General features: G+C 43.6%; 26 protein-coding genes. All 26 read right to left on the reverse strand.

The window, feature by feature from the left end; translation table 11 throughout:
• Window positions 1-13: 13 nt before the first annotated feature.
• Window positions 14-925, reverse strand: coding sequence for a phosphoadenosine phosphosulfate reductase family protein (locus QM657_RS03655; RefSeq protein WP_415065185.1), 912 nt, complete (start codon window positions 923-925; stop codon window positions 14-16).
• A 51-nt stretch (window positions 926-976) separates the two neighbouring features.
• Window positions 977-1,255 (reverse strand): hypothetical protein, encoded by a 279-nt coding sequence (locus QM657_RS03660; protein WP_415065186.1) that lies wholly within the window; start codon window positions 1,253-1,255, stop codon window positions 977-979.
• 16 nt (window positions 1,256-1,271) lie between these two features.
• Window positions 1,272-1,652 carry an LPD28 domain-containing protein gene (locus tag QM657_RS03665; RefSeq protein ID WP_415065187.1) on the reverse strand — a complete coding sequence of 127 codons (381 nt, stop codon included), beginning with the start codon at window positions 1,650-1,652 and terminating at the stop codon, window positions 1,272-1,274.
• Between the two features lie 34 nt (window positions 1,653-1,686).
• Window positions 1,687-2,115, reverse strand: a complete 429-nt coding sequence (locus tag QM657_RS03670; RefSeq protein ID WP_415065188.1) for a prepilin peptidase — start codon at window positions 2,113-2,115, stop codon at window positions 1,687-1,689.
• The gene (locus QM657_RS03675) at window positions 2,105-2,311 is read right to left on the reverse strand and encodes a DUF6133 family protein (protein ID WP_313180914.1); all 207 of its coding nucleotides are present in this window, start codon (window positions 2,309-2,311) and stop codon (window positions 2,105-2,107) included. Before QM657_RS03675 ends, QM657_RS03670 begins: the two co-directional genes overlap by 11 nt.
• A 71-nt stretch (window positions 2,312-2,382) precedes the next feature.
• The gene (locus QM657_RS03680) at window positions 2,383-5,823 is read right to left on the reverse strand and encodes an S-layer homology domain-containing protein (protein WP_415065189.1); all 3,441 of its coding nucleotides are present in this window, start codon (window positions 5,821-5,823) and stop codon (window positions 2,383-2,385) included.
• A gap of 12 nt (window positions 5,824-5,835) precedes the next feature.
• Window positions 5,836-6,192, reverse strand: coding sequence for a SpoVG family protein (locus QM657_RS03685; protein WP_415065190.1), 357 nt, complete (start codon window positions 6,190-6,192; stop codon window positions 5,836-5,838).
• 118 nt (window positions 6,193-6,310) lie between these two features.
• Window positions 6,311-6,865, reverse strand: a complete 555-nt coding sequence (locus QM657_RS03690; RefSeq protein WP_415065191.1) for a YodL domain-containing protein — start codon at window positions 6,863-6,865, stop codon at window positions 6,311-6,313.
• Between the two features lie 13 nt (window positions 6,866-6,878).
• Window positions 6,879-7,631: a DUF3849 domain-containing protein gene (locus tag QM657_RS03695; RefSeq protein WP_415065192.1), complete on the reverse strand. Its 753-nt coding sequence runs from the start codon at window positions 7,629-7,631 to the stop codon at window positions 6,879-6,881.
• Window positions 7,621-8,226 carry a hypothetical protein gene (locus tag QM657_RS03700; protein ID WP_415065193.1) on the reverse strand — a complete coding sequence of 202 codons (606 nt, stop codon included), beginning with the start codon at window positions 8,224-8,226 and terminating at the stop codon, window positions 7,621-7,623. The genes QM657_RS03695 and QM657_RS03700 overlap by 11 nt, the downstream gene beginning before the upstream one ends.
• Window positions 8,227-8,346: 120 nt before the next feature.
• Window positions 8,347-9,177: a DNA adenine methylase gene (locus QM657_RS03705; protein WP_415065229.1), complete on the reverse strand. Its 831-nt coding sequence runs from the start codon at window positions 9,175-9,177 to the stop codon at window positions 8,347-8,349.
• Between the two features lie 8 nt (window positions 9,178-9,185).
• Window positions 9,186-9,521, reverse strand: coding sequence for a hypothetical protein (locus tag QM657_RS03710; protein ID WP_415065194.1), 336 nt, complete (start codon window positions 9,519-9,521; stop codon window positions 9,186-9,188).
• A gap of 120 nt (window positions 9,522-9,641) precedes the next feature.
• A complete protein-coding gene (locus tag QM657_RS03715; protein WP_415065195.1) occupies window positions 9,642-9,932 on the reverse strand; it encodes a hypothetical protein in 291 nt (96 codons plus the stop codon).
• 277 nt (window positions 9,933-10,209) lie between these two features.
• Window positions 10,210-10,752: a hypothetical protein gene (locus QM657_RS03720; protein ID WP_415065196.1), complete on the reverse strand. Its 543-nt coding sequence runs from the start codon at window positions 10,750-10,752 to the stop codon at window positions 10,210-10,212.
• A 14-nt stretch (window positions 10,753-10,766) separates the two neighbouring features.
• Window positions 10,767-12,248 carry an antirestriction protein ArdA gene (locus QM657_RS03725; RefSeq protein WP_415065197.1) on the reverse strand — a complete coding sequence of 494 codons (1,482 nt, stop codon included), beginning with the start codon at window positions 12,246-12,248 and terminating at the stop codon, window positions 10,767-10,769.
• Window positions 12,241-12,966: a DUF4314 domain-containing protein gene (locus QM657_RS03730; RefSeq protein ID WP_415065198.1), complete on the reverse strand. Its 726-nt coding sequence runs from the start codon at window positions 12,964-12,966 to the stop codon at window positions 12,241-12,243. The genes QM657_RS03725 and QM657_RS03730 overlap by 8 nt, the downstream gene beginning before the upstream one ends.
• A 71-nt stretch (window positions 12,967-13,037) precedes the next feature.
• The gene (locus QM657_RS03735) at window positions 13,038-13,781 is read right to left on the reverse strand and encodes a hypothetical protein (protein WP_415065199.1); all 744 of its coding nucleotides are present in this window, start codon (window positions 13,779-13,781) and stop codon (window positions 13,038-13,040) included.
• A gap of 215 nt (window positions 13,782-13,996) precedes the next feature.
• Window positions 13,997-14,563, reverse strand: coding sequence for a hypothetical protein (locus QM657_RS03740; RefSeq protein WP_415065200.1), 567 nt, complete (start codon window positions 14,561-14,563; stop codon window positions 13,997-13,999).
• Between the two features lie 42 nt (window positions 14,564-14,605).
• Window positions 14,606-14,983: a hypothetical protein gene (locus QM657_RS03745; protein WP_415065201.1), complete on the reverse strand. Its 378-nt coding sequence runs from the start codon at window positions 14,981-14,983 to the stop codon at window positions 14,606-14,608.
• Between the two features lie 121 nt (window positions 14,984-15,104).
• Window positions 15,105-15,704: a hypothetical protein gene (locus tag QM657_RS03750; protein ID WP_415065202.1), complete on the reverse strand. Its 600-nt coding sequence runs from the start codon at window positions 15,702-15,704 to the stop codon at window positions 15,105-15,107.
• Window positions 15,701-16,885 carry an antirestriction protein ArdA gene (locus QM657_RS03755; protein WP_415065203.1) on the reverse strand — a complete coding sequence of 395 codons (1,185 nt, stop codon included), beginning with the start codon at window positions 16,883-16,885 and terminating at the stop codon, window positions 15,701-15,703. The genes QM657_RS03750 and QM657_RS03755 overlap by 4 nt, the downstream gene beginning before the upstream one ends.
• 491 nt (window positions 16,886-17,376) lie before the next feature.
• A complete protein-coding gene (locus QM657_RS03760; protein ID WP_415065204.1) occupies window positions 17,377-17,937 on the reverse strand; it encodes a YodL domain-containing protein in 561 nt (186 codons plus the stop codon).
• A gap of 411 nt (window positions 17,938-18,348) precedes the next feature.
• Window positions 18,349-19,731: a 23S rRNA (uracil(1939)-C(5))-methyltransferase RlmD gene (gene rlmD, locus QM657_RS03765; protein WP_415065230.1), complete on the reverse strand. Its 1,383-nt coding sequence runs from the start codon at window positions 19,729-19,731 to the stop codon at window positions 18,349-18,351.
• Between the two features lie 304 nt (window positions 19,732-20,035).
• Window positions 20,036-21,736: a DEAD/DEAH box helicase gene (locus QM657_RS03770; protein WP_415065205.1), complete on the reverse strand. Its 1,701-nt coding sequence runs from the start codon at window positions 21,734-21,736 to the stop codon at window positions 20,036-20,038.
• A 178-nt stretch (window positions 21,737-21,914) separates the two neighbouring features.
• Window positions 21,915-22,844: a CorA family divalent cation transporter gene (locus QM657_RS03775; protein ID WP_415065206.1), complete on the reverse strand. Its 930-nt coding sequence runs from the start codon at window positions 22,842-22,844 to the stop codon at window positions 21,915-21,917.
• 156 nt (window positions 22,845-23,000) lie between these two features.
• Window positions 23,001-23,600: a cytidylate kinase-like family protein gene (locus QM657_RS03780; protein ID WP_333646307.1), complete on the reverse strand. Its 600-nt coding sequence runs from the start codon at window positions 23,598-23,600 to the stop codon at window positions 23,001-23,003.
• Window positions 23,601-23,607 lie beyond the last annotated feature (7 nt).

The raw sequence follows: 23,607 nt of genomic DNA on the forward strand, positions 1-23,607 counted from the left end.
CTCTCCTTTTATCTTAATACTCTGATAACTCAAGTACCATTTGAGCCTCATCCTTATCTGTTGTTGGACGGTCTGACAGCCACCAGTCAAACCAATCCTGGGCGGTCCTGGCATAATCATATATGATACGTCCCTCTGCTTTTCTCGCCTCAATCATTCTTTCGAAGGTTCGGAGGTACTTTTCTTTGTAGCCTGGCCAACGGGCAAATTCCCGTTCACGACCTGCCTTTCTTGCCATTGGACAGCCGATGCAGCCCAATCGGGTAAACCCTTCGCAGTATAAAGAGCACTGCTCCAAATTCCAGTACCGGCTGTAATCCCAGATATATTCATCGTACCAGTCCACGATGGGATTCAACCGCTTTTCTTTGTTCGCATAGCAGACTTCAAACGTCCTGCGGTTCTCCTCATTATCATATGGCATGATGATATTTCTTCCTTTTTTGCCAAATGCGACAATTTCCAACTCATCTCGGTTTTGCGCTCTGGCCCGGCTTTCATGCTTCCTGACACCAAACGATAATAGTGCATTTCCCTGTTCTTGTACCCTCCTCTCCTTTAATTCTGCACAGCAGTATCGGACAGTTCGTAATGGCGGAATCTTCTTTTTTAGCATCAGTTCCCATATAGATCGAAGGTATTTTACACTATAAGCCAAATATCCGGCATCCCGATATTCCTGGAAGTTCTTCCTCTGGAATCTCACAAGTTCCGGAGGATCAATTCCAGTCATGTTATTCAGATAAAAATGTTTTACACCAGCCCTCCGGTATAGATGTCCTAATACCCTGCTGTCCTTTCCCTCTGAACTGCAGACACAGTAACCTCTTGGATCATACTCAAGTGCCAGATTCTCATAATACTGGATCATTTTAATTGCTTCATCATCTGGTGCGCCCTTAAAAAGATGCATTTGATAATTCATTTTAGAAGGGAGCCGATGCGCATCTTCCCGGAAACTCCGACCCCCTTTCTATTATTGTAATTTGTTAAGACTCATTATTTCTTTTACTTGATCCTCCTGATCGTTTTCATGTCTCTGACAATATTCTTCAACTTCTTCCTGGCTTGCCTTTCTCAGATCTACAATCTCAAAATCGCAGCAAAAGCATAATGGACCACGGAGATAAAAATCCGCATAGTCTTCTTCATCAAAGAATTTACGCCCATAATAATTGGAGTGTACATCTGGCTGCCAGTCTGGAATAATAAAAGATTCCTCGCTATAGCTGGTTTTGATATCTACCTTTAACAAGAGCCCTCCCTCCCCGCTACATGGATTGTACCAAGCAGGTATTTTGCTCCTGATCAAGCGAAGTTTTCTGCTCCTCGCTCTGGCGTATGAACTCATCCAAACCAACCATGTAGCGGTCTTCATAAACAATCAGATTTTCCATGCTGAGTTCTTCTTTTCCTTGGAAGTCCAACGGCTCTGCAAGAATAATGCACCCATCTGCATGATCTGATAAATCCCGTAATACAGTAGCGTTTTTTACCTCTGGATACTCATCTGGAGTGCAGACGTCATAACAGTAGTATCCGGCAGGAACCGTTTCATGCTCCAATAGTGCACCTGTTACAATCATAGGGATTCCATTAAGGGTTCCAGGTTCAAAAAGCATTGAGTTAGCATTTACACGTTTTATTGACATACCATTTCCTCCTGTTCCCATTTAATTTTTTATTTCATAGGAAAGCTTCTCCTGCATCAAAAAGATACACACATAGAAATCCTGCTCCCAAAAATGGCACCATGGGGAGTGCCTTTCTCTCCGCTTTCCGTACAATTCGATTTCCCCAATACCACAAAATTACTAGACACAATCCTAATATAAGCCCGGCTATACCAAGAGGAAATCCAAGAACAAAGCCAGAGGCAGCAGTCAGTTTGATGTCTCCTCCCCCCATGCCACCCTCTTTTAAAAGAGCGGCAATAAGCAAAGGCAGGCCAAGTAAAATGCCAAATAGTTTCTCTGACGTAAAGGTAAGAAAACCTGTCAAAAGTATAAAAAAGCATAGACTGTCGGGTATTATTCGTTTTTGGATATCCCATAGCGATGCAGCTAAAAGCAAAGAAAAAAACAGCACCGCTTGTGCAATGCTGTCAGCCCCCATAATTAAACATTTCCTTAATGCGTTCCGTAAGTGTGGGAAGTACTGTTTCACCAAACAGGGAATAAAGTCCGCCAAGTACCAGTGCTCCAATTACGACAGCCATCAAAATCTTTACGGCAGTATCTACGTAACCTTCCGCACGGTTATTAGAGATAGCTGACTTTGCTTTAAACAGCATAAGTCCGGCAGAAGACATCGCTGTTCTGGTCCCTACTGTGGCCTCATCTTTTGCTCTTTTTAAAGTTTTAAACATAAACGTTTCCTCCATTATTCAAAATGATAATTTACCGAATAGGTAATATTACTTTTGTTGTACATGCAATCGTGATTTGTGTAGTAGTAAAATTCCAGCCGGGTATATACTCCTGCACCCAGAGTACGATTGAATGTAATGCCATTTGTGGTAGTTCCATAGTCCAACTGATCCCACTGCCCGGTCAGCTTGTTATAGCCCCTCACCCTTCCAAAGTCAGAGCCACTATGTCCGCTGACAGGCGGTACGGTAAAGGTATATGCTGTAATTGTTGCACCTTCAAGCCCATTTTCCATAATCACCGAATCTGGGCCAGTCAGAGTCATTCCGCCTCCACCATTTGATGATGCAACAAAAAATACTATTGCTGCCCATGGAGATTCCGCACCTGTAGAATCCACCGCTTTCACACGCACCAGATTCCTTCCAAGCGGATAGGCTTGTGTCTGGGCATTTCTGTTTTCCCAGACGAGGGTAACTGGATCGCCATCTGGATCGCTGCTGGAAGCAGTAATGGTGACCTGCGTTCCCGGAACCACGGAGTTGCCTCCCGGACTTCGACTAATGACCGGTGTTGTAGGAGGCGAGTTTGTAATGGTAAAGGTTTTGGATACCCATGCCGAATAAAGTCCGGTAGAATCCTTTGCCCTTACCTTGATGGTATGAGTACCTGCAGGATAACGGTTATCTGTTGCTTTGTTATCCCACTCTAAAGTGGTTGTGTCTCCATCTGCATCCGCTGCCGAAGCACTGATATTTACCAGAAACTTTCCACTTTGTGCATTTCGGGTAGGTGTTGCCGATAACGTAACAGTCGGGGCTGTACTGGTAATAGTAAAAGTCCTGGAAGTCCAGTCAGAATAAGCTCCCGCCTCATCTCTGGCCCGAACCCTGATGCTGTGTGTGCCAACTGTATAATAACCATCTGTAGTTGTACCTTCATATTCTAAGGTCACAGCATCTCCATCCGGATCTGTGGCACTGGCGGTGACATTTACAAGGAATTTCCCTTCCTTCATCGTGCGGGTCTGATTGATGGTTATCTCTGGTGCATCAGGGGCCATATTGGTGACTATGATGTTCTCCGAATGCCTGGTTATGCGGCCGCCACGATCTGTTATAGTTGCATTCAGCGTAAATATGCCGGTATCACGGATAGATATCTTACCGCCCTCATCCCCCAGTAATCCGGTGTACTGTGCCTCTTCTCCGTTCTTTTTCAGTTCCCAGACAACATGGTTGGTGCCAAGATTCTGCACATCCTCGGCAAGAACATCCAATTCTGTGCCATAATGAATAGCTCCCGGCATAGAAAATCTGTACTGCACTACCGGTAATATGAGAATACTCTCACTATGGGAATAGCTGCGTTTCAGATAATCGGTCATTGTTGCAGTAAGGACATATTCACCTTCGGATTGAAAAGTAATTTTTCCACCATAGGCATTCAGTTCTCCTAAAAGAGCATCTGAAAGAGATAAATCCTTGCCGTTTCGGGTAATGGACCACTCTAAAGGAAGTACATTATTATTTCCATGGGTTCTCAAGTCAATGGTTGTATCCGTATGGGCCAGATCAGGAAGATCGAATCCTATATTTAAAACAGGAAGTACCTCACATTTACCACCAGTTTCATACAGAAAGACCCGCCCGGTCGCATCAGTAATCCTTGCCACCAGTTCATAAAGCCCAGCTCGCTTAAAACGGATTGTACCTCCCTCATTGGTAAGACGCCCACCTACATAGGTAGACCAGTTTTGGAAGCCAAAGGTGTTATCAACAAGCCATTCAATGGTGAGATCATCAATATCTGCCGTATCGGTCTTTACCGTAATATCACTGTCTGTATGGGCATATTGGGGCAGACTGTAGCTTACCTTAGGAACTGGGTAAACTCTAAAGTCCTGCTGATAGCGGTAAGTCCTTCCTCCGTCATCGGTGAATTCAACTTTTAGAGTATAATTCCCCTTCTGTTTAAACCGGAGTCTGCCGCCACTGTTATCCAGTTCACCTTCGGCCACCTCTGAAAATACAACTTCTTCTCCTTCTGACATAAGTGACCATTTGGCAGTATGGCTTTCAATTTCATCAAATACAGCTTCTACGATGACGCTCTTATCCGTATGGAAAATTTCCGGCAGATAAAAACCTGCAGAACCAACAGGATAAGCAGTAATATTTACCGTATCAGAAAATATCCGCCCAGTTGTATCGGTCACGGAGGCAGTCAGGGCATACACTCCCCTCTCCTTAAAGCGAACACTTCCTTCCGATAAATTACCTTCAATATAGTCGGTAATCTCTACAGACTCACCGTTTCGGGTCAACCCATAATCAAGTGCCAGCCCGTCTGTCTCTTTTGTTTCTGCCTGTAAGATAATGGTTCTATCGATATGCGTAACCTCCGGTAAAGTCAGCTTTATCTCTGCTACAGGATAAACGATAATAGATCCACTGGCTGTAATTCTTTTTCCCAACTCATCCATGATACTGGCAGTCAGATCATATTTACCCGGAGACCGAAACTGCACGGTTCCGCCTGTGGATGTAAGTTCCCCATTCAACACATCAGAGAGAGAAACTGACTTACCATCGCTTCTAATCGACCACGTCACTGCATTGTTTCCAAGATTTGAAGTCCTCAGATTAATCTCTACTGAGCCATCTGTGTGAGTGGTCTTTGGCAGAAAAAAAGAAGCAGTTACCACCGGATAAATGGAAACCGTCTGCTCATAAATCGCTGTTTTACCTCGCCTGTTTTGTGCTGTAGCAATTAACGTAAAGCTGCCTGTTTCCTTGAACTTCACACTGCCTCCCTGTTCGGAAAGTGTGCCAGACAGCACGTCAGACAAAGAAACCGGCAGCCCATTTTTTGAAATCGTCCAGGTCACACTCTTTACATAGCGGCTTTCTGGCTGGATTTTAATTTCTGTATTGGTATAGGCGGTTTGAGGAAGGATAAAGTTAAACTGCGGTGCCGGAATATAGGAAGAACCTCCGCCGGGTTTACTTAAAGTACCAGGATTCTTGGGTTTATCCTCCGGATTTTGATCTGTAGGACTTTTCGATTCTTCAGCCATTATCTGATCCTCTGTATTTTCCGATTCTCCTATTTTGTCACTGGCTTCATCATGAGTAACTTTTCCTCCCGATTTTGAATTTCTATTAGACTGCCTTGTTGCAGTACCATACTTTTTGCCTGCCTGCATAGACCCCTGATTCGCATCAGACAAATCATCTGCATCAGGAAAGCTAAACCATACGGCAAAATCTTCCGGATACACTGCTCCGCCATGAGCATTTTCTTTTACAAGATTATTGTTGGCATTCTCTGTCCAGCGATTTTTCCCTCTTTTAAACAGCAGAGGAACAGCAAAAATAATTACTAACAGAAGAAAAAGTACAAGGCAGAGAACCAACAGGGTACTCAGACGCTTTTTCTTTTTTTCTTTCATAAATACTGCCTCCTACATTCCGCCCATAACAGGCTGACCCTGCTCCTGTTGAGGAGGAGAAGCCTCCTGTAAATATGCCGTTTTCTGCCCCTGTTCCAATGTCTGCTGATAAGCTCCAATTACCGCTTTATCAAACTCTGCCTTTGCTTCCTTGGTGCATGGAAAGCAGATATCTTTGTATTCATTACCTGATTTATAACTGGGCATAGATACAAAAAGGCCTTTAGTTCCTTCCATAATCTTGACCCCCCGGACAGCAAAATCCCCGTGAATGTTTACAGAAGCGTTGGCTCGAATAGTACCCTCTGGGTGAATGGAATGGATTTTCACATCAAACTTTGGGGCGGTTTCCTTCATTGTTTTAGTCATGGTATAAGCTCCTTTCTGAACTTTGGGCAGCTTTAGCCGCCTTGATTTTTAAAAGCTGAAACATTAAATTTCTTCCTTTCATACCAAATTAGGGGCATTAAAAACAACCAAAGCTGCTTTATATTCCCATATCCATATTGAGTTGCTGTTCCCTTTGCTCAAAATCAATTGGCCTGAATGTCTTACGATCAATATAGTAAAACTCACTTCCATCTTGCTCGTACAGTTCAATCACATCGGACATTGAAAGAGGATTACCACAGTAGCCGGGAGGCTGACCATTGGAAAACCTTTCATAGATTGTTTCCAGATCGTTGGTACCAGGCTGTCCGTCATATGCTATACAGTAATCCTCCTGAACCGGAGGACCAAACTGCTCCACCATGTCTGCATAGCTGATGAATTTCATTCGCACATCGACCTCTGGACAAAGCTGCCAGATGCGGACACTTTTAAGCGACACAGCATATTCTTCCTCTCCCTGGCGTTCACCAGAGAGAATCCGTTCCATTACACCTTCTGTCCACCTTGGTGTAAGTCCCCGGCCTTTCAACCAATGAACCATTTCCGCAGACTGGAAAATGCGGTCAACCACAGCTTGATTCTTTTGTGTGTACCCCGCAGGATTACCATAATAAGAAATCAGGCCATTCTGGAGCATAATGCCTGGCATAGTTTCACCTCCATCAATTCATTTCCAGCCCTCCCATACCAGAAGGCTCCTGTTTTTGTTTCTGATATTCCATCAGCTTTTCTTTTGCCCAATCAGGCAGAAATTCTTCCTTGAGGATTCCTACAAAATCAGAGCGGTTCCAACGGGTATTTTCGCCATCGTTTAAACAGATGGAAAAAACTGCCCGCCCAGAAGAATCCGGATGACAGCCAAATCCACCGGTTGCAAGCCAGAGTTGATTCTGCTGACTCCAGTAGCTTTCTTTCATGATATCCAGAGATATGACCAGCACCTTTCCGGTATAATCCAGATTTTTTGAATTCGGCTCGCAGTGGCTATGATCAAACAGTCCAAGTCCCTGGTAGGCACGGCGGTACTGATTGATAAAGCCATCTAACACTGCGGGATGGCTGTCTACGACAAACTCCATATTATTGCTTAGATTTCCCAAATGATTCTTGTTCTCCGGGATAAAGGCCGCCTCTGCCCACAGCTTATTCTCACGGGAAAAGCGTCCGTCATGATCCTTATGCTGAACGGTATTTGCCAGTACCCAGCTTACCCGCCGAAAGCCATACAACGCAATGACACGTTCCGCACATTCAGCTTTCAAATACTTCCCATCAAAATCCTGGCAGATAGCTTCTCTGATTGCCTCCTTGCAGGCAACGTTCTCTTTATGGCTTTTCCGCCATAAAGAGACCTCTTTCAACCGCTTTGCTTCCTCCAGGGAGTAAGGATATACAGATAAAAAATCAGCTGCCATAAATAATTGCCTCCTGCATAATCAACTCATCAAGTTCCGCAAGGCATACACCGCTCTGTGCTAATATAGCAAGGATACTGGGAGGAACATCCGTGATGCCGGATTGCCTTTCGGCCTCTACCACTGTAATTTCTCCATTGCCCCCATCTGCATAGGCTTCTAGCTTAGTTCCCTTGGGGATACCCGCGGCCTCCAGAATATAATCAGGGATGTGGATATTCTGGCTTTCATCCAATAAGTCGTGGCAAAGGGAACAGTTTGCCACCCATTCCACCGGACCATCGTCGCATCCATGGAGAGAGGCACAGGATTCATCACATTCATTGATGCCTTTACAAAGTTCCGGTCCCTCATCACCGCAGTGATTACAGATACCACATGCTTTTGCAAGATCCACAGTCAGTCCTGATGCAATTTCACTAAGTGCATGGATTGCATTTATCAGTTCCAGCGCGGTCATCTTATCTCTTAAAATAATAAGCACATCCCTGACTGCATGGATCTCCAACGTTTCTTCTTCCGTGAATCCGCAAAAACTGCAGGCACATTCCGGGAGCATCAATTCAGGCTCATTCTGATCCTTTTTATTTTTCATTTGGTTATCCTCCTTTAAAATATCTATTCGATAATAAAGCTTTTTTTCTGTTTTACGATCCTGGCAGTTTTATTTATGTCTTATAAGAAGAGGGAAAATACAGCCAGCCTTCCCTTTGTCTCATTCCATAAACCCATCCTGATCAAAAAGGTTTAATTGCGCTGGAGCGTTCTTACTTCTCTCCTGCATATCATAATTTGCAATAAGAATCTCAGGAAACTGCGCCCCATTGTCATATCTTTGTTTGATGTTATTAATACGGATATAGGCATCAATCTGGATACCCGGCGCATCATACAGTTCACGAATAAAACCGCAGTCATTGTAAGACAGCAGGAATTTCCCTTCAATTCTCATCAATGCATCACGGAGCCGGATATGGTCCTCTTTGCGAAAACCATCCTCCCCTACATTCTTGTAATAGCCTTCGGTTTCGTAATACGGAGGATCACAATAAAAAAAACTCACCGGACGGTCATACTGCCGGATAAGTTTTTCAAAATCCTTATTTTCTATAACAACCCTGGCAAGTCTGCGATGTGCCTGTTCAATAAGCGGAAAATTGGAACGTATATCATGGGGCTGACTGCCAAAACTGGTAAGGCCCGAAGCATAGCTGTAGCGGATAAGCTGATAAAAATATGCTGCTTTTTGCACGTTGCTTGCAGGGCTGTCGCGGGCAAGGGCTTCCCGCGTCTGGTCAAAATCTTCTCTAGAATTAAGAACATACCGTAAGGCTTCCATGAGTTCATCCGGTTCTTCCCTGACACAGTGATAGAGATTGGTCAGCAGGCTGTTAAAATCATTGTAGACCTCAAAATCATTGCCCGGAGGTTTGTGGAACAAAACCCATCCGCCGCCGCCAAACACCTCAATATATCTCTCGTAATAGATGGGAAACAGAGTGACAATCAACTCACGCAGAGATTTTTTTCCCCCGATCCATGACATAAAGCTGTTCAAGTATGATCACCTCCCTCCAACGCCAGACATATCTGCCCATCATCTGAATAGAGGCTCCTGGCGTATATCAGCCCACTGCGTGCCTGTGCAATTTTTGATATCCGGCTGGTAAGCTGCCGAATGGTACGGTTGAGTTCTTCCTCATTTGCTGCGTAAAAATATCCATAATCAGAACTGCAGATAGGAATCCCCTTTACACGCAAGCGGCTTACGACATCACGAAGTTCCCGGCTGCGGATGCCAAACGCTTTTTCCAACTTTCGGCTGTGGGCGGCTTGATTTTCTCCATGATGGAATCTTTTCATATATGAAATAACTTCTGTGTCCAACATCAAATGTCTCCTTTTCCCAGGCCATCTTCCGAAAAAAGGCACAAAAAAGCAGGGCCGCTACCCTTTTGGGGAAAACGGCCCTGCTTTTTCATTATGAAACATGACAGATCTTTATCCGTCTTACTTTATAACACCCAATTCTCGAAGAATTGAGATACAATCCCTGGCTCCCTGAATGTACAGGATTTTCTGGAATTCAGCATCTATCTCCGCAGACTCGGACATAAATTGGCGGATCAATTCTCTGGTTTCCGCACTGATTCTGATACAATGCTCTACCTCCTCGCTAAGCGCTACAACCCGTTCAAGTCTGGCATTCAATTCCGGTGCAGACTGGCGTATCTGTGAAAAAATGGTTTGTGATCGTTCTTCAATGCTTTGTTCCAACAATTCCTTGAGATCTTTCTCCATATGCACGCCTCCTTTCTGCACAACACAATGCCACACCTTTTTGAAAATAGCTATACCACAAGTGAACAAATTATATAGGGAAAAACAATCCCTGTTGATGGTTGTATGGTTTAGAAAATTGATATACAAACTCCTTGTCATTTCTCGAAATATAGCCATGGCAACCCGGCTGTAACCCACCCTGCATAATTTCATTCCTGCAATATGCAGCATAATCAAAATATAAATTCGTGACAGAATCAGGATTGATAGGGATAAGGGTATCTTTTCAAAAGACTCACCTCATTTCAACCGTTCCATCCAATCGGGCGGGAGTCTGTTTTTCTTCCTGCTGATTGTTATGGCAGTGTTCCAGCATTTCAGAAACCTTTTGGGGAACACAGGTAAAATCGATATGAATGTCACATTCAAGAGAAACGGTATACCAGTAATCATATGGAATATACACATTTGATAAATATTGGAATTCACCAGGGTCCATTTTACTGCCGCCCTGATCAATCACACCTTTGGGTGAAAAAAAGAAGGTTCCCCAGTGCTCTCCTGAAGCCTCTAAATCAAGCGTTACAATTCCAAGTCCGATATGCCCTGTATTGCGCCCCCTTATGACAGCAGGTAGTTCTACAAAGTCATAACTGCCTTCCTCCAGGTTATCTGTGTGGTAGGCTTCAATAAATGCATCATGTAACTTTTTCAAGATTTCCTTTGCATATCCATCATCATTGGAATTACAGGATTTATCAAGCTTTAAGAAATCTATGGAAGGAAGAAGTGCATTTACCTTATCAATAAATTCAGCCTGTAAGTTCTTATTATCCATTCTCTATTTCACCTCTATCCCATTCTCATGCTCTGTTCGGGGCAATCAAGACATTGCTTTACGGTTTGTCCATTATGGGAGACAAGTATTCCATATTCTGTTGCAAAAGCGCCCTTATGCTCCATGAGTTTCTCTCCATAACAATATAAATCCGTACATTTAAGCAGTTCTTCCCTTAAAGGAACCGGAATCTTTTCAAGTTCCAGCCGTGCATAGTCTACAGGAGTTGCAAGTTCCTTCATCAAAGAAAACTCCTTCGTCCAGGAGGCAAGTTCGAGTGCCTCCTTAAAAGAAACATTTTCCTGACATGTCTCCAGTATTGCTTTGTAGGTAAGTAAATCGCCCGCTTCATTCAATTCCTTCAGTTTTTCCGAAAGTTCGTTAACAAGATTGTAACTGCTGCCATCTGTTTCTTCAAAATGATGATTAATCTCCTCTGTCAGCAAGGGAATAATGCAATCCACAGCTATAAGCATACATTCCTCCAGTGATGCAGCACCAGATTTTTTCACTGCCTGAAGCAGTTCATCATCACTGGCAGGAAGTCCCAGAATTGACACCGGATTATCAATCCGCAAGCCATTTTCACTCTCCCTCTTAATTTTAATCAGCACTGTATAATCAGGCATATAGCAGGGAATAGCATCTCCACTTTTGTAAATCTGGATAATCTCAGCATCTTGTACGACATAACCACTGGAGGTAAATATGCCCCTTTCCTCCTCATGCATCTCCTTTCCTATTTTTTCATTGTCCAACCAGGAGAAGATTTTATCAGGTAAATCTGTCAGTTCAGAAATAAAGTCGTTATCCATATAAAACTGTCCAAGGGCCTGGTCATCATATATATTGTAAAGGATTCGGCAATCCTGCATGCTATGAGTCATATTGATAAGCCGTTCCACATCAACTGGTTTATTTTCTGTCCGAATAGCCTCCATCCTGACCATACCCTCGAAACAGTCCAGTTCCCATTGTTGAAGTATTTTCAGCCGTTGGGCCAAATGATTTAGTTCATAAATGTTAACGCTCGGGCTGATATACTTTGGAAGATACTCCAATTTGCAGCCACATACCTCTGAGGAATATATGACGTTCCCATCGGTTAAACGGGCCTTTTCCAGCGCATCTGCTAACTCGTAAGGGGTCGCGGGCAGCATGACGATAGTGGCTGTATTGGTTCCAAATAAACCTGGACGGCTGATCTCAACCCGGAATATCCAATCTGGTGTTTCAGATCTGCCAACCACGGCATTTACAATTTCCCAACCGAAAAAAGCGCCTTTTATCATTGTTTTTTCATCTGCGGGTGTAACACCGCCAAGTTCATCGTTTTTCTCGTCTGCAATGATACGATTTTTATACCGGTCACCACTATCCAGAGGCGATTTTATATATCCCGGTATTCCCTGGGTAATAGTAACAAGCCTTCCATCATAGGGAAGAACCGCAAAGCACTTCTGGGGCAGTCTGTTTATTTCTCTGCCTTTACTCAAGCTTCATACCTCCCATCTGCATATTTCGTTTCATTTCTTCCTGTGTTAAAAGGCTCCAGCTTTTTCCACTGTTCCACAGACTGACATACATTTCCCCTTCTTCCGTTTTAATAGGCCGCTGCTCTACTCCTTTTCCTAATCCATCCGCTGCCTGATTAGAAACATCTTCCTTAAGCTGTTCCAGTTCTTTCTCAGACAATTCACCATAAACCTGGCATTCTGCCACGCCCATCAGTTGGTTTGCTACCCGCTCCACCTTAAAGACATAAGACTTCACTTTACGGTTTACACTGTCATCTTCGCTGTAATAGACCATAAGCCCCCGCTCCGCTTCCTCTGGTAATTGTTCACGAAGGAGTTCCGAAGCAATTATATCCTCATATTTTAGAACATGGTCAGCATTAAGTTCTGTCAGGTCATTTTCGAGATCACCATATTCGTTACGCATATGGCCATTAATGGTCAGTGGCATATATAGCCTAAGCGCCTGTAAGGGAGGCAAAACAATTGAAAAGCGGTCTTCTCCGGGTATGAGTGCCAGAGTACGTCCATTATCCCATTTCATGTGCATCTGGCAGGCATCATCAATAAAATCAAGAGTCCCTTCTGTACCAGGCGGTACAGGATCATAAGGATCATTCATTGATATCAATTTAATGCGGGTTCCTGGTGGATATTTCTTCCTCATAAGTTCTGCTTCATCTGAATTATATTTCATTCTTCCAAGCCTCCTATCTTTCTGATTTTTGGCAGCTGCTTTTAACCGAAGCTTATCACATCCGGTTTATTCTATAGCGTTTGCTCTCCCAGTTCCATACTTTCGTCAGGTACCTGTTCAACGATTTCATTCTTTAGTGTTTCAACCGCCTGGGCAATGATAGGATCGGAAGAAAAACTTGCGAGGAAAACATAATCCTTTAAGAAACGCTGTTTTCCATCTAAGGTGATAATAAGATCCACTGCTGCAACTTCATCTTTCATCACACCCAAACGCTTGTTATTGCTATTTATATCATTATAGATTCGGATAGCTTCTGGAAGTGTAAGGCCTCTGTCAACCTTCTCGCCTGGTGTATTGTAATCCTGAAACACAAACCAGCTGTAGTTATGGGACCTTGTATGATCTGCAGCATTTTGGAGCATTTGCTTTCCTGTTTCGGTGAGTCCAAATTCCTGCTCAGGATTGGATTGTTTCATATTTATCTTCTGAACATGCAGGTCAAATGCAGTCAGATATGCGTGATAATCACCTCGCCCTGGACTACACCGCAGACAATATCGGTAGTTTTCAGTTTCCATGACATATCCGTAATTCTGCCTCCAGCCACCTGAAATCGCACCATTATGATTGGCACAGTAATGGTACATAGCCCTTAAATCTTTTAAAGGACCGTTTTCTCTCAGTTCATTGACCAGTTCCTCCAATTCTTCTCTAAACTGGGGGCTGTTTAAATCTTCTTTTCCACGAGGCCACCATGTATGCCAGAACTCTTTTCCACCACTTCCGAAATCAATCCGCACATGGCCAATCATTCCCAGTTCTATATCCCTTTCCTTTGTAAGTGCATAAAAAAGCCCTGCTTCTTCTGACAAAGCAGGACGGAAAGTAAATTTAGGATTACCGGGCAGGGATTCTTTTTCCTGTTTCCCATTCGTTTCTGTAGGGGGGGAAATATCTCCCTGCTTTTCTTCTCCGGGATTAACACACATAGTATTTGCTCCTTTCCGACAGAATGTTTTTAACCTGCCTACATGCCATATTCCATACCCATCTCTTTGTTCTCTTCATCAATACTGATGAGATTTACATAGTCCATAAGCACTGAAAGTGCTACAATAAAGCTGTCACTCTCTTTTATGCGTGAACACATTTCTTCTGCTTCTTTTTCCATGCCATGTTCTCGCAAAGTCCGGGAAGCAATCCCCATCAGGTTGAAGATATTCCCATCGGCACCAATAATTGGGCAATCCGGTTTTTCCGTTTCCAATTTCTGATCAGGGAGGACTCCCAGATAATTGTGTAAATAGTCTGATAACCACATCCCGCCAAACTGTTCATTGGTTTGAAGCCTCCATATCGCAAGCTTTCCGAGGTCTAACTCAATACTGTCCATATGAAAGATCAAGTTTGTGAGACCATCATGCTTAAAACAGGACACTTCTTTGAACGTATCCCCCTTCAGCAATATGCCCTGTTCGGTCAGAAGTTTATTGATACCGTCAATCCATTCCTGAGGATCACCACCACAACCCTGAAGTACGAGACCTTCTATATTGGTCATCTTACTGACATCATTTACTGTTATTTCATTCATCTCTTACATCCCTCTTTTTCTATTTACAGGCTTTTACTTCAGCTACATATTCATGCAGAAATCATCTTTCTGTATGCTGTCATTTTCTATCAAGTTCTGAGGCACTTGGTCTGTTGAGAATAAATCCATCAGAAACTTCTTTCCACCGATTTGGCAGGCCATTTGGAATGCTTCATTAAAATCAACAAATTTTTCCTTTTTCATTACATCAAAAAATGCTTCACCAATATGAGGCAAAGCACCTTCATAAATCCCAAGTTCCAATATACCATCTTTTGATATCTGAATATAAACACCATCTTCTCCGCCTGTGTAATACATGACACCCCGTCCGTTCAGGCGAAATATACTATCCTCCACCCATTTATGGGTACTACCTGCCGTAATGGACAGCCAACACTCCCATTCTTGTTTATCCATTGCTCTCCTTCCTGCATATTTAGTAACTATCGTATTATCCAACCACCTATATCTCCAATAAAAAATTAAAATTTATATATATTTTTTGTACTGATGGTTATAAGAAGAAATAATAAAATAGTTATCCCATTTTCATTTCACAGGACTTTTGTCTTATATCTTTATCAACCATATTAATTAAATCCTGCTCTACACAATTGCGTCTTGCCACAAAACCACCTGGAGTATATGCACCGTGATGTTTTAAACCATATTCTACACCGATACGGGTATAATCCGGATCAGATATAGTGCTCTTATCGAAGTTCACAATGCTTGACTGGACAAGAAAAACTCCTAGTTCAGAAATACTGGTGGCCTTAGAAATCAGAATATATTGATCCAGTCTCCCTCCAATATTTATGACATCATCCAAATCTCTCACATCTTCGATGTCCAAAGCCCCCTCAAATATGCGGCACCCATCATTTTTTAAACTCCCGATGACTTCTGCAATTTGATTCATCTTTTTGAACTGTTCGGAATCATTTATATCTGCATTCTTGAAATGTTGTTCTATGCCCCACACATCGCAGACAACCTTGACTATACGGGTAGAAGCAACATCACCACTTATACAATCCAATGATCCCCATGCCTCACCGACCTCACCTGGAGTGGCAGGCAAAAATATACATACTTTTTCACGGCTATTGCCCCTTGTCAAATAAAGTTTTATCAAAGATGCATTCCTCCAATCTCCATCTTCTGTAAATCATTTTGACCTAGTATTTTCTCCACCTCAGGCGTGTTTCCTTTGTATGCAATGTAACCATAATCAGTAATCACTCCATTTTCCATTTGAATACGTTTCTCCCCATATTTCTTGAAATCAAAATATTCTGTCAGATCCTCATCGATTTCATATTTACCGGAGCCTGTAATCATATACCTTCCATATTCCTCAGAAGTTTTTATTCCAGGGATTACATCAAATTCATAGAAATTATCTGCCAGTATAACTAATTCCCCCGGAGTCTCTGGGCATGCCATCTCAGCAATAGCCTGAAAAGCCTTCTGTGATGCCTCATCAAAGCATGCATAATTCTCCGCCAGCTTATTTACCGTATATAGGTGTTCGAACAATAAGAATTTCTCCGTCAAAAGGTTGTAAATCTGATCATTTAACTCATCCCACTCCAGTTGGGTCGTGCAGTAACAGGGGATATTTAATCCCATTCGGTTTATCGCCTTATCAATCTCCACTTCACTGCATGGCAGATATAAATACTCCTGATTCCCGGAGCAGGGGTTTTCTTCAGGTTCCAGAATAACAGTGGCCACATCAGCTCCACTCCAACAATACCTCGGAAAATTCTTACCATCATATACTAACTCCGGTATATTGTCTGTGGAATATAAAACGCCATAAGGTGTGATAACACCTCTTTTTCTGTTAAAGAGTTCTCTGCCTATAGCTGTAAAATCTATATTCTTTATTTCCTCCACTGTCATCTCTGTACGACGATCTAACTCATATTTCTTTCCAATAGCGGCAATATCAGAAAAATCGTTAATTAATGAATAACAATGGAGATTGAAGGTGAGATTAATCAGATCTTTCACCTCATCCAGCCTTTCATGTTCTGCTACTGCATAAAAGGTTGTTAGTTCATTTTTATCAAAACTATCCATTCTTTTAGCAAGGAATTGAATTTCATCTGCATTGACCAGTTTTCCTATCAATGCCTGCAATCCTCCCTTTTCATTGCGCACCGCTTCAACCAGGCATTGTTTTTCAGTTGTAATACCAATACCAAGTCTATCCATCTCTTCTTGCAGGTCTGGTTCAGAAGCAGGGAATGAAATGGTTGCTGTACAATTAAAAGGGGCATCAAGTTTCCTAAGCTTTATTTCTAACATTATCTTCCCTCCACTCTGTTTTTCTGATGAATTTTCTGCATTTCGGTTCTGAGACAGTTTCCCTCAGATCTGTGGCAAATGAATCCAGGAGAAGGATATGGGCAATCGCCGCAGCTTTTGAATGGTCCTTGAGTCCTTTTATCTGAAGGTATTCTTCCTGTTGTTATCAGGACATCTGAATCATAACAAGCCTGTTTTTTATTTCTCTTATAGCGTATTAACATCATTTGCTCCTTTCTATCAAAACAAAAAAGCCGGAAAATAGAAGTGCATTTCTGTACCTCAATTCTCCGGTTTAATAATTGGTTCCGAATTTAGTAAATAATCATAGCTATATTTCTCTCATACCCCATATCTATACGCTCAGTTTCAGTTCCGGCCATTACGTCTTTAATGAAATTTATGATTATGCCTCTCTCTTCCTATGTTTTCATTAGAAAGGTATCATTTCTGTGCCTATTCATCCAAACGCTAATAACATTTGTTACTTGCTAAAACTGCATTGAAGGGCCTTGCATAATTGACTGTTCGGTCGGTTCAAAATCGACTTGTTTGAAACCACGGTGATCAACAAAGTAAAAGGTACTGCCGAATTCATCATATAATTCAAGCACATCGCTCACCGAAAGGGAATGTCCGGCATAACCGAGTGGATGGTCGTTATTGAATTTGGTATAAAGAGTCTCCAGATTATTCTTTTCCACCGCACCATCATACACCTGCTGGTAATTGGCTGGATCAGGCGGACCAAACCGCCGGCATACTTCGTCGTAGCCAAAAAATTTCATCCGGATGTCAGCGTCTGGATGAAGCTGCCAGACACGACAATTTTTCAATGCCTGTCTTTCACAGTTATCTTTTGAATCGCTTGCCAGCTGATCAAACATCCCCTCTTTCCAATTAATTCCGTGGATGTTACTCTGTTTATTGAAAAACTCATTTAGTTCATTTCCCTCAAATTTTGGATCAACCACAGCCTGTCCATCTATCACCTTACCAACACGCTTGCCATAATAGACAATAACGTCGTTTTCGATACTAATCGTTTTCATATCTTCTACTCTCCTTTTACATCATTGTCATTCCGCCATCCAACTTATGATTCTATGATCTAGCCCATAACGCTCCCAAGAACGAAATCCCATATAAACATTTGAAATTCACCCCCTTCAATTTATTAAGCTGATTAACATAGGTTCTCCTTTCTGAAAATAAAAAAAGCCGGAGAATCAGAGTGCTTAAATCGCACTTCGTTCTCCGGCCCTATCCATTTTTCTATTATATCTCTCTTCTGAAATATCCTATATCTCAAAATTTTTTCTGCATCATTTTGAGGGGCATATCTGTAAAATGTCGTTCTGCATCAGTATTTTTCGCTGAAAAAGGGGCTAAAAATCGTGCATTTTTCACCCCGATTTTAGCCCTTTTTTTACTCTGAAACCACTATATCTTGTGGTCAACGCCTACTTTTTGCTTTCCAAACCACAATTCTGCATCAGAACCACGCACTCAACGTGACTACTCCACCCAAACATATCACACCCCCGCACCTTCACCGCCTCATATCCCCTATCCGCCAAATACCTCATATCCCTGGCCAATGTGGCTGAATCGCAGCTCACATACACCACCCTCTCAGGCGCCATCTTCACGATGGTTTCCAGGCAGACTTCATCGCACCCTTTCCTGGGCGGGTCTACTACGATTACGTCGGCGTATACGTGATTTTTCTCAAACTGCTCCGGTAGAACTTCTTCTGCCTTTCCAACAAAAAACTCCACATTCTCGATGCCATTTAACTTGGCATTCTCCCTGGCGTCGTCAATGGCCTGGGGGACGATTTCTACTCCATATACTTTTTTTGCTTTCTGGGCTAGAAATAAAGAAATAGTTCCGATCCCGCAGTAAAGGTCCCATACGACTTCTCCGCCCGTAAGGCCTGCGTATTCAAGAGCTGTGCCGTATAGTTTTTCTGTCTGCACTGGGTTTACCTGGTAAAATGATAATGGGGAAATGCGGTATTTTACTTTTCCGATGTAGTCTGTAATGTAACCCGGACCGTAAAGGTTTTCTACTTTATTTCCCAGGATTACATTGGTCTGTTCCGTATTTATGTTAAGGGAAATGCTGGTCATTCCTGGGATTTCGAGCAGGCTTTCAACCAGTTCGTCCTTATGAGGTAAATTCTTTCCGTTGATAACCTGACAGACCATGATCTCTCCCGTTTTAAATCCTTTGCGGATCAGGGTGTGGCGGATTAAGCCTTTATGAGATGCTTCATCGTAGGGGGTGAGTCCGTGCTTTTCCATATGTGATTTAATTCTTTGTAAAACATCCCGGTTTTCCTCTACTCCCAGAAGACAGTCGTCGCATCCAATAATCGTATGGCTTCTTCCTGCATAAAAGCCGGCAATGATATTTCCTTCTTTGTCTAGTCCCCAGGGAAACTGGGCTTTGTTCCGATATCTCCAGGGCTCGTCCATTCCCATGATGGGAAGCATGGGGATGTCTTTGAAGCCGCCGATTCTGGTGAGGTTGTTATAAATCTTTCTCTCTTTATATTTAAGCTGCTCTTCATAGCTCATGGCCTGGAGCTGGCATCCTCCGCACTGTCTGGCTACCGGGCACCGGGGCTCTATGCGGGCGGGGGAGGGGGTGATGATTCGTTCCAGTTTTGCGAAGCCGTAGGATTTTTTTGTTTTCATGACCTTGGCTTCTACTTTGTCGCCGATGACTGTATCTTTGATGAACCAGGTGAAGCCATCGGTTTTTCCTATGCCTTCTCCGGTTTCGCTTATATCTTCGATGAGTGTTTCTATGATGTCATTCTTCTTCCAATCTGCCATGGTGTTGTATTCTCCAATCTGCATGTTTAAAAGCTTGTTGTGGGGGTGAGGGCCGCGGTGCAGGCCATGGAATCCGGAGGATTCCATGGCTTACGGGCATTCGCCCTATGAAACAGGACATAAACAAATTTTCTTATGTGCAAGCACAACGAAAATTTCCTTACGCCCCGTTTCGCACTGCTCATTGCTTTCGTGAATATTTTACCCTCTTTCCCCCCAAGAAGCAAGATAATAAAAAAAACAGGAGCGGGACGCTCCTGGAAAGATATATAATCTCTTCCTTTTTTGTCCCGCTCCCGGAAATTTATTTGCCTTTTCCGTTGGCTTTTTCCATGTGGATATTTTTTCCTTTGATCTTTACATCCTTCATAGCCTTTAATACCGCATCCGCAGTATCTCTCGGCACTTCTACAAAGGTGTACTTATCATACATATCAATACTTCCAACCATTCTTCCCGGCATTCCGGACTCTCCGGCAATGGCTCCGAGGATATCTCCCGGCTTCACGTTCTGGTTCTTTCCGATATTGATGAACAGACGAGCCATATCTTCTCTGGAAGAGGAGGAATCATATCTGCTGCCGCCGCCACGGCTGTTTCCATTGCCGCTTCCGCTTCCATTTCCATTTCTTCCGCGTCCCCGGCCTGTGCTGCTGTAATTGTCCAGATCGTCAAGGGAACGTGGTTCTCTTGTATCAATGATATCCTCATTTTCCTCGCCCAGCATCATCTTAAGCAGGGCTGCTGCCAGATCGAGAGAGGTGTAGTCTTCTTCCAGAAGCTTTTTCTCAATGATGTTTACCATCTTGCTTAAATCCGTATCATTGATGGTATCTGCCACACTCTCCAAAACCTTGTCAACCTTAATGGCTGTTACGTCATTTAAGGAAGGAATGGCCTGGGGAACGATCTTGGTCTTGCAGTAGCGCTGAATGTCACGGAGCTTATAGACCTCCTTGCCAACCACAAAGCTGAATGCAATACCGTCACGGCCTGCACGGCCTGTACGGCCGATTCTGTGCACATAATACTCATCATCCTGGGGAAGGTCGTAATTAAATACCGCTTCTACGTCGTCTACGTCGATTCCACGGGCTGCAACGTCGGTAGCCACAAGTATCTCTGTCTTGCCGTTACGGAAGCTGTTCATGACCCTGTCACGCTGTATCTGCTTCAAATCGCCGTGAAGGCCTTCTGCAAAATATCCGCGTCCCTGAAGAGACTGTACCAGCTCATCCACCTGCTTTTTGGTATTGCAGAAAACAACGGAAAGCTTGGGCGCATACATATCGAGAAGACGGCACATAACCTCCAGCTTGCTCTTTGGCTTCACTTCATAATAATACTGGGTCACTTTTGGAACGGTCAGCTCTTTCTTAACCACCTTAACGGTAACAGGCTCCTTCTGGAACTTTCTGGCGATCTCCATAATAGCCGGCGGCATAGTAGCGGAGAACATAACGGTCTGGCGCTCCTCCGGAAGCTGGCTTAAAATGGTTTCCATATCCTCTAAGAATCCCATGTTCAGCATTTCATCGGCTTCATCCATGACCACCGTATTGACCTGGTCGAATTTCACGGTCTTACGGCGCATATGATCCATCACACGTCCGGGTGTTCCAATGATGATCTGAGTGCCGTCTTTTAAAGAACGGATCTGTTTTACAATGTCCTGTCCTCCGTAAATTGGGAGGACCTTAACGCCATGCATATATTTTGCAAGCCTGCGGACCTCATCTGCCACCTGGATAGCAAGCTCCCTGGTAGGGCAGAGGGCAACCGCCTGAAGCTTTTTTGATTTTGGATCAACTTTCTGCAGAAGGGGAATTCCAAACGCTGCTGTTTTACCGGTTCCGGTCTGAGCCTGGCCGATAATATCCCTTTCTTCCATCTGCACCGGAATGGCCTGGGCCTGGATCGGAGATGCCTCCTCAAATCCCATATCTGCCACTGCACGCAGAATTCTCTCATCTAACTGTAACTCATCAAATCTAACTGTCTCCATAAATGAATAATTCCTTTCTCATGGCCAGCCGGGTTCCCATGTTGCCGACTGCCGCACACACACTTTTCGCAAACAAAACGAGAGGTATCAGGCACGTTTCAGACCTTCATCCTCTCGTTTCACACAATCATAAACTATAACAGATTTCTTTTTTCATGTCAAGGGCATGACCGTGTTTTTATTTTCGAAACCAGCCGCTTTTTTTAAAATACCAGACTTCTGCCAATATTAAAAACAGGCTGACGAAGACGCATACAAAGTACCCATAGGCCCAGTTCAGCTCCGGCATATTTTTAAAGTTCATCCCATACCAGCCTGCAATCAGGGTCAGAGGGGAAAATACAGCAGTTGCCATGGTTAAAAAGGAAAGAGAATGGTTCCTTCTGGCCTCCATCCGGGACTGGTGCATTTCCCGAAGCTGGAGGGCATATTCCCGCAGCTCCCTTCCGTGCTCCACCAGCCGTTCCATGCGCCCGGCAAACAGGCGAAAGAATGCGCATTCCTCTTCCTTTAAAAGCCCGTTGTAATTTTCCGTCAGGGTCTGGCTCACGTTGAGAAGCTGTCCGTAATAGGAGGAAATCCTGGCCAGCTCTTTTCTCACCTTTAATATAGAAGCGGGGACATCCAGCCGGCTGTGCTCTCCGCTCATGATCCGGTCTTCCATTTCTGTTAAGCTTTCCTCATAGCTTTGCAGAAATTCCGCCTCATCCTTTACCTGAAATTCCAAGAGTTCAAAGAACAGGTGGGAGATGCTGGTCTTTTCCAATATCTGCTCCCGCTGTATTTCATGAAGGATTTTCTTCACTTCCCCGCTGTCATCCACAAATACAAGCTTTTCCCGGTCCATGTAATAGCCGAATATGACCGGACTTCCCAGCAGGTCCTTTTTATCCGGAATCACAAAGGTTCCGATGATGCAGTCCTTTAATAAGTCGGCCCTGCTGTACCGGGCATTTTCCAGATTCTTTATGAGCAGATGATCCTGGTAGCGGGTATGGTGGAGCTTCCGGTACTCCTCCCGGCTCATGATCTCCACCAGGGCCTCCCCCGGTATGGCTGCTTCTCCCGGTTCCAGTGGAACCAGTTTTTTCTTTAACCGATAGCGCACGTCTTTCTCCTCCTGCCGCACAATATGAATGTTTCCGGGCAATCTGTCCTGTCCCGGCTTCTTTCCTTCAGTTTAATTCCGGGAGCCCGTAATGTCAATATAAGAGGCCCCTATGGCAAAATATTTACCAGAGGGGCCTCTTATATTGATTCTGATTTATTTATCCTGATAGAGCTGGCGTACAGCTCCTGCAATCATCATTGCCGTACCGGTTACGCCAAGAAGAGAGGAATCAATCATCAGATGTTTATGTTTGGGATCACTGGGTAAGTAGCCCGCGTATTTTTTGTGATAGGCATTTCTGGCCTTGTCAACGGAAGCGATCGCCCGTTTTGCTTCGGTAGGCGTCATTCCCAGAGTCTTTACGCAGTTTTCCACCCGTTTTGTATAGGAGGCGTAGATATAAATATGGACTGTATTTTTCTCATTTGCCAGCACAAAATCTGAACACCTTCCCACTACAATGCAGCTTGATTTTTTTGCCAGGTCCAGAATGATTCCCTTTTGAACCTCAAATATGATATCCTGCATGTAATCTTCATCCGTTCCCAAAGGAAACATGTGGGGAAGAAAAGCCTGTTTTGCCCGTTCTTCCTCATTGCTTATGGTAGAAACAGGGAGCTTCAGCTGATTGGCAACTGCCTCCACAATGTCTCTGTCATAGATTTCCACGCCCAGTTCTTTGGACAGTTCCTTGGCAATCGGACGTCCCATGCTTCCGAACTCACGGGCAATGGTAATTGTAAACTTCTCCATTTAAAAA

The sequence above is a fragment of the Lacrimispora sp. genome (assembly GCF_047605665.1).
In the GTDB taxonomy this organism is placed as follows: Bacteria; Bacillota; Clostridia; order Lachnospirales; family Lachnospiraceae; genus Lacrimispora.

Bases quoted from the DNA above. Each gene is read 5' to 3' on its own strand.
- QM657_RS03675 (WP_313180914.1), bottom strand. From the start codon at position 2,311: ATGTCTTCTGCCGGACTTATGCTGTTTAAAGCAAAGTCAGCTATCTCT.
- QM657_RS03740 (WP_415065200.1), bottom strand. From the start codon at position 14,563: ATGAATGAAATAACAGTAAATGATGTCAGTAAGATGACCAATATAGAA.
- QM657_RS03665 (WP_415065187.1), bottom strand. From the start codon at position 1,652: ATGTCAATAAAACGTGTAAATGCTAACTCAATGCTTTTTGAACCTGGA.
- QM657_RS03710 (WP_415065194.1), bottom strand. From the start codon at position 9,521: ATGTTGGACACAGAAGTTATTTCATATATGAAAAGATTCCATCATGGA.
- QM657_RS03755 (WP_415065203.1), bottom strand. From the start codon at position 16,885: ATGTTAGAAATAAAGCTTAGGAAACTTGATGCCCCTTTTAATTGTACA.
- rlmD (WP_415065230.1), bottom strand. From the start codon at position 19,731: ATGGCAGATTGGAAGAAGAATGACATCATAGAAACACTCATCGAAGAT.
- QM657_RS03735 (WP_415065199.1), bottom strand. From the start codon at position 13,781: ATGATTGGCCATGTGCGGATTGATTTCGGAAGTGGTGGAAAAGAGTTC.
- QM657_RS03760 (WP_415065204.1), bottom strand. From the start codon at position 17,937: ATGAAAACGATTAGTATCGAAAACGACGTTATTGTCTATTATGGCAAG.
- QM657_RS03680 (WP_415065189.1), bottom strand. From the start codon at position 5,823: ATGAAAGAAAAAAAGAAAAAGCGTCTGAGTACCCTGTTGGTTCTCTGC.
- QM657_RS03695 (WP_415065192.1), bottom strand. From the start codon at position 7,631: ATGGCAGCTGATTTTTTATCTGTATATCCTTACTCCCTGGAGGAAGCA.
- QM657_RS03690 (WP_415065191.1), bottom strand. From the start codon at position 6,865: ATGCCAGGCATTATGCTCCAGAATGGCCTGATTTCTTATTATGGTAAT.
- QM657_RS03670 (WP_415065188.1), bottom strand. From the start codon at position 2,115: ATGGGGGCTGACAGCATTGCACAAGCGGTGCTGTTTTTTTCTTTGCTT.
- QM657_RS03715 (WP_415065195.1), bottom strand. From the start codon at position 9,932: ATGGAGAAAGATCTCAAGGAATTGTTGGAACAAAGCATTGAAGAACGA.
- QM657_RS03720 (WP_415065196.1), bottom strand. From the start codon at position 10,752: ATGGATAATAAGAACTTACAGGCTGAATTTATTGATAAGGTAAATGCA.
- QM657_RS03780 (WP_333646307.1), bottom strand. From the start codon at position 23,600: ATGGAGAAGTTTACAATTACCATTGCCCGTGAGTTCGGAAGCATGGGA.
- QM657_RS03745 (WP_415065201.1), bottom strand. From the start codon at position 14,983: ATGGATAAACAAGAATGGGAGTGTTGGCTGTCCATTACGGCAGGTAGT.
- QM657_RS03770 (WP_415065205.1), bottom strand. From the start codon at position 21,736: ATGGAGACAGTTAGATTTGATGAGTTACAGTTAGATGAGAGAATTCTG.
- QM657_RS03705 (WP_415065229.1), bottom strand. From the start codon at position 9,177: ATGTCATGGATCGGGGGAAAAAAATCTCTGCGTGAGTTGATTGTCACT.
- QM657_RS03730 (WP_415065198.1), bottom strand. From the start codon at position 12,966: ATGAAATATAATTCAGATGAAGCAGAACTTATGAGGAAGAAATATCCA.
- QM657_RS03655 (WP_415065185.1), bottom strand. From the start codon at position 925: ATGAATTATCAAATGCATCTTTTTAAGGGCGCACCAGATGATGAAGCA.
- QM657_RS03700 (WP_415065193.1), bottom strand. From the start codon at position 8,226: ATGAAAAATAAAAAGGATCAGAATGAGCCTGAATTGATGCTCCCGGAA.
- QM657_RS03685 (WP_415065190.1), bottom strand. From the start codon at position 6,192: ATGACTAAAACAATGAAGGAAACCGCCCCAAAGTTTGATGTGAAAATC.